General features: G+C 32.4%; 4 protein-coding genes. All 4 read left to right on the forward strand.

Annotated elements, in window-relative coordinates; translation table 11 throughout:
* Window positions 1-916: hypothetical protein (locus tag PF569_04515; GenBank protein MDA3855496.1), on the forward strand; the 916-nt coding region annotated here is incomplete at its 5' end.
* A 106-nt stretch (window positions 917-1022) separates the two neighbouring features.
* Window positions 1023-1517 (forward strand): hypothetical protein, encoded by a 495-nt coding sequence (locus tag PF569_04520; GenBank protein MDA3855497.1) that lies wholly within the window; start codon window positions 1023-1025, stop codon window positions 1515-1517.
* A gap of 155 nt (window positions 1518-1672) precedes the next feature.
* Window positions 1673-2239 (forward strand): hypothetical protein, encoded by a 567-nt coding sequence (locus PF569_04525; GenBank protein MDA3855498.1) that lies wholly within the window; start codon window positions 1673-1675, stop codon window positions 2237-2239.
* 24 nt (window positions 2240-2263) lie between these two features.
* Window positions 2264-3301, forward strand: coding sequence for a hypothetical protein (locus PF569_04530; protein ID MDA3855499.1), 1038 nt, complete (start codon window positions 2264-2266; stop codon window positions 3299-3301).
* The last annotated feature ends 324 nt before the right edge of the window (window positions 3302-3625 follow it).

Genomic DNA, 3625 nt, shown 5'->3' on the forward strand with positions numbered 1-3625 from the left:
AATGTTTAGTAAAAATGCTACAGATACAAGAAAAGGAGAGTTGAACATATGGGTAAAATGTCCTAATTCTTCTCATGAACCATCCTCAATAAACTGGCACAGTTTTAAAAGCGGAAGAGGTTGCCATCTATGTAATAAAGGTACTAGATGGACACCTGAGGCTATTACAGATTTATTCAGAAAGTTTGACTTAGAAATTAAACCTACAGATAAAAAAATCAATAGCTATACCTATACTGAGGTTGTAACTAAAGAAGGCTACTTTGTAAAAACAACACCCAAAGCAATATTAGATGGGGTAACTCCTTGTATACTAACAAAAAATCCTCATGCAATACACAACATAAAAATATGGGCTAAATTGAATAGACCCGACTATAAACTAGTAAGTGATACTTATTCTGGGGATATATTTAAAGAGCTAGAGTGGGAATATCTGGGAGGGGGCTTGCCAGAAGGGGTTGATACAGTATTTAGTATGCAATTAGCTAGGTTTATGCATAACAGATTAAAGCATCCTAATTTATTTAAAGGAGGCTCAAGAGGTGAAATTAGAGTTAAAACCTTATTAGATTCTTTGGATGTTGACTATATAGATCAAGTTAGATATAAGGACTGTAGGGATAAGAGTACATTGCCTTTTGACTTTGGAGTGTTAAACGAATCCAGTGAAATAGATTTTCTTATAGAGTATGATGGAGCAGGACACTATAGACCTATACAAAGAGGCAGTCGTACTACTGAGGAAACTGTAGAAGGTTTTAAAATAGCTCAGAAACATGATAAAATTAAAACAAACTATTGCAAAGATAACAATATACCCTTACTAAGAATACCTTACTGGGAATTTGATAATCTTGAAAAGATAATAACTGAATATTTAGAGACAAAAACTTCTGAGTTCTTATCAAAATAACCTATTTAACAAAATAGTACGATCTTACTAGATAACAATAAAATTAAAGATTATAAGGAGAACAAAAGATATGAGTTTGGAGATAATGTTAATGCAAGAAGATGCCTTGGCGAATCATCATATTATGAATATACCAACATTTCCCGGAATGACTGATTTAGTTAATACAAACCTAAGAATTATCACTACAGAGGTGCCAGATAAGCAAATTGACACTTATGAAGTAACCTATGGTGGTAGAAAGGCTACAAGAGTTTCTGGTATAGTTGGAACGGCCAATGAGATTACATTTTCCTATAGAGCTGATAAGTATATGCATGTATACAAAGGTTTTATGGCTTGGATGGAACTAATACAATCGTCACAAACGGCGACTGGATTAGGGGATGCAGTACCTATAGTAGGAGGTCCTAGTTTATTTAGAGTTCCTATTACACTACAAACTGCTGAAGCCGATCAAGTTCCATCAGGTACTACTTGGGTATTTAACGGAGCATTTCCCTCTTCCCATGGTGCGGTAACCTTTGATCAAAATAGCGGTGATCCTTTAGAAGTTTCATGCACTTTACAGTTTATCGATATTTTATATCCTGTAATATAATTTAAACTTTGACAAATAGTAGCTTTGAGTTTTCCTCCCTTCTCTTCTACTATTTGCTCATTATATTTTGTCCTTATTGTTACCTTGACTCCCTTGGTAGTAATAAGGACTTTTTTATTGATAAATATATGAAATTAAAAAAGTACTATTATACTATGAGTTTAGAGATATATAATTTAGCAACAGAAGATTTACAATTAAGAAATAGGTGGTATTGTTATTTCCAAGACATGCCAAAAACTAGATTTATGGTCAAGACTATCAATCTACCTTTCGATAAGCTAGTAACTGAAACTAAAAAATATGGTAGTAAAAAGTATGTGGGGTTTACACCTCCTGAAACTATAACTATAACTTTCTTTGAGAATACAAAATTTGAGATATATAAGTATTTTAAATCTTGGATGGATACTATTTTTGATCCTGTAACCAAGACATTTAATGTACTAGAAGAAGAAAGTGTAAAGTTTAGAACTGCAACTATAGAGTTTTATACGCATATACCTTTAGAGTTTACAACTTTAGAGTTCAAATTAAATGATCTCATGATACTAGGTTTAGATGAACTTAGTTTAGATCAAGAAACAGGAGAGCCATTAGAATGGAGTGTACAATTAGCAGTAAGAGATTCTTCATTAAGTAGTGTTTCTAGTTTTGTAGGTAACATAGGAGATAACATACAACAGCAAGTAAATAGTTTAGTTGCTAATATTAGTATATAACACAAAAAAGAGGAGATATAAACAATGACAATTACAACACCAGAGGAAGAAGCTTTAGAGCTTAAAAAAGAAAAGAAAGTAGCTACTAAGGCTAAACCAAAAGTAGAAAAGAAAGTAGAGGAAAAACCTAAAGTTCCAATGGGCTATATAACTGTAAAGTTAGACTCATTAGGAAAGCTATCAGCACCATTTGAACTACATTTTAGAGACTATTCTATAGAGGAGGTTCTAGAATTATCCTCTACTAATGATGATATGGATAACCTTGAAGCAATGGTAAAAGTATTAAACAATATGATTCTTGAAGACTTTGATTGTGGAAATCTTGTATTTGAAGAGTTGATGGAAATACTCTATACACTACAAGGTGCTTTTTATTCTGGAGAAATTGAGCGTAGAATCATAATAGATGAAAAAGGTGATAGATCAGATCCTACTAACTATGTATGGGCTTTTATTCCACTTGGTAGTATAGATACTAAAGAACTAGATGAAAAGTTTAAAGAACCGTTTACTCTCTCTGATTCTAAAACCGAACAGAAAATAGTATTTAGATTACCTAGAATTAAAGATAAACTTGTAGCTGAGGATTATCTAAAGACTAAATATAGTAGAGAGATTAGACAATACTCTAAAATATACCACGAGATAACAACTATTGAAGCTATTAAAGATTCAGTATCAAGAGAAGAAAAGATGGAAGTTCTTGAAGATGAAAAAGGTGATGAAGTACAAGCTTTAAAATCCTATTTACTAGAGAAAATGAGATTATTAGCTATTCTAACTCAAGGCTTATCAATAATTAGCATCAATGGTAAAGAGCTAGACTATGGTGACTGTGAAGAGCTACTAGAGATTATTCCTACTATCTCAAGAAGAGTATGGGAGTCATATACAAAGGTAGTAAAAGACTACTCTTTTGGACTAGTCTCTGAAGTTACATTTTATCTGCCAGAAGCTCAAGAAAGTGTAACACGGAGGTTGCGGTTTCGACCTGTGGAGTTCCTACCAGATTATGACTCAACGAGCAGTGGGGGAATTACTGTTTCATTTAGCGATTAAGGGTTATCCCACACCTGAAAATGTTATGATGAAGATGTCATGTAGCACATTACTAAAGAGATCAAAGCAGTATATAGATTATGCAAAGAAGAATCCTAATAATGGATGTCCTCTAACTAAATAACTTAAAAGTCCTTTTGTTACTATTATACTATAAATACTAGAACAAAAGGACTTTTTATATATGTCAGATAATATACCAATGCCAGACGGATTAACAACACCCCCAACTCAAGATATTCCTTTATCCAGTAAACTAGATGATCTATTATCTATAAACACTGATATATGGAATACTTCTGATGCTATTTTAAAAAATGATAA

This window comes from Candidatus Woesearchaeota archaeon, assembly GCA_027858315.1.
Lineage (GTDB): Archaea > Nanobdellota > Nanobdellia > Woesearchaeales > UBA583 > UBA583.

Coding starts and splice junctions, on each gene's coding strand:
- PF569_04525 (MDA3855498.1), top strand. CDS start 1,673: ATGAGTTTAGAGATATATAATTTAGCAACAGAAGATTTACAATTAAGA.
- PF569_04530 (MDA3855499.1), top strand. CDS start 2,264: ATGACAATTACAACACCAGAGGAAGAAGCTTTAGAGCTTAAAAAAGAA.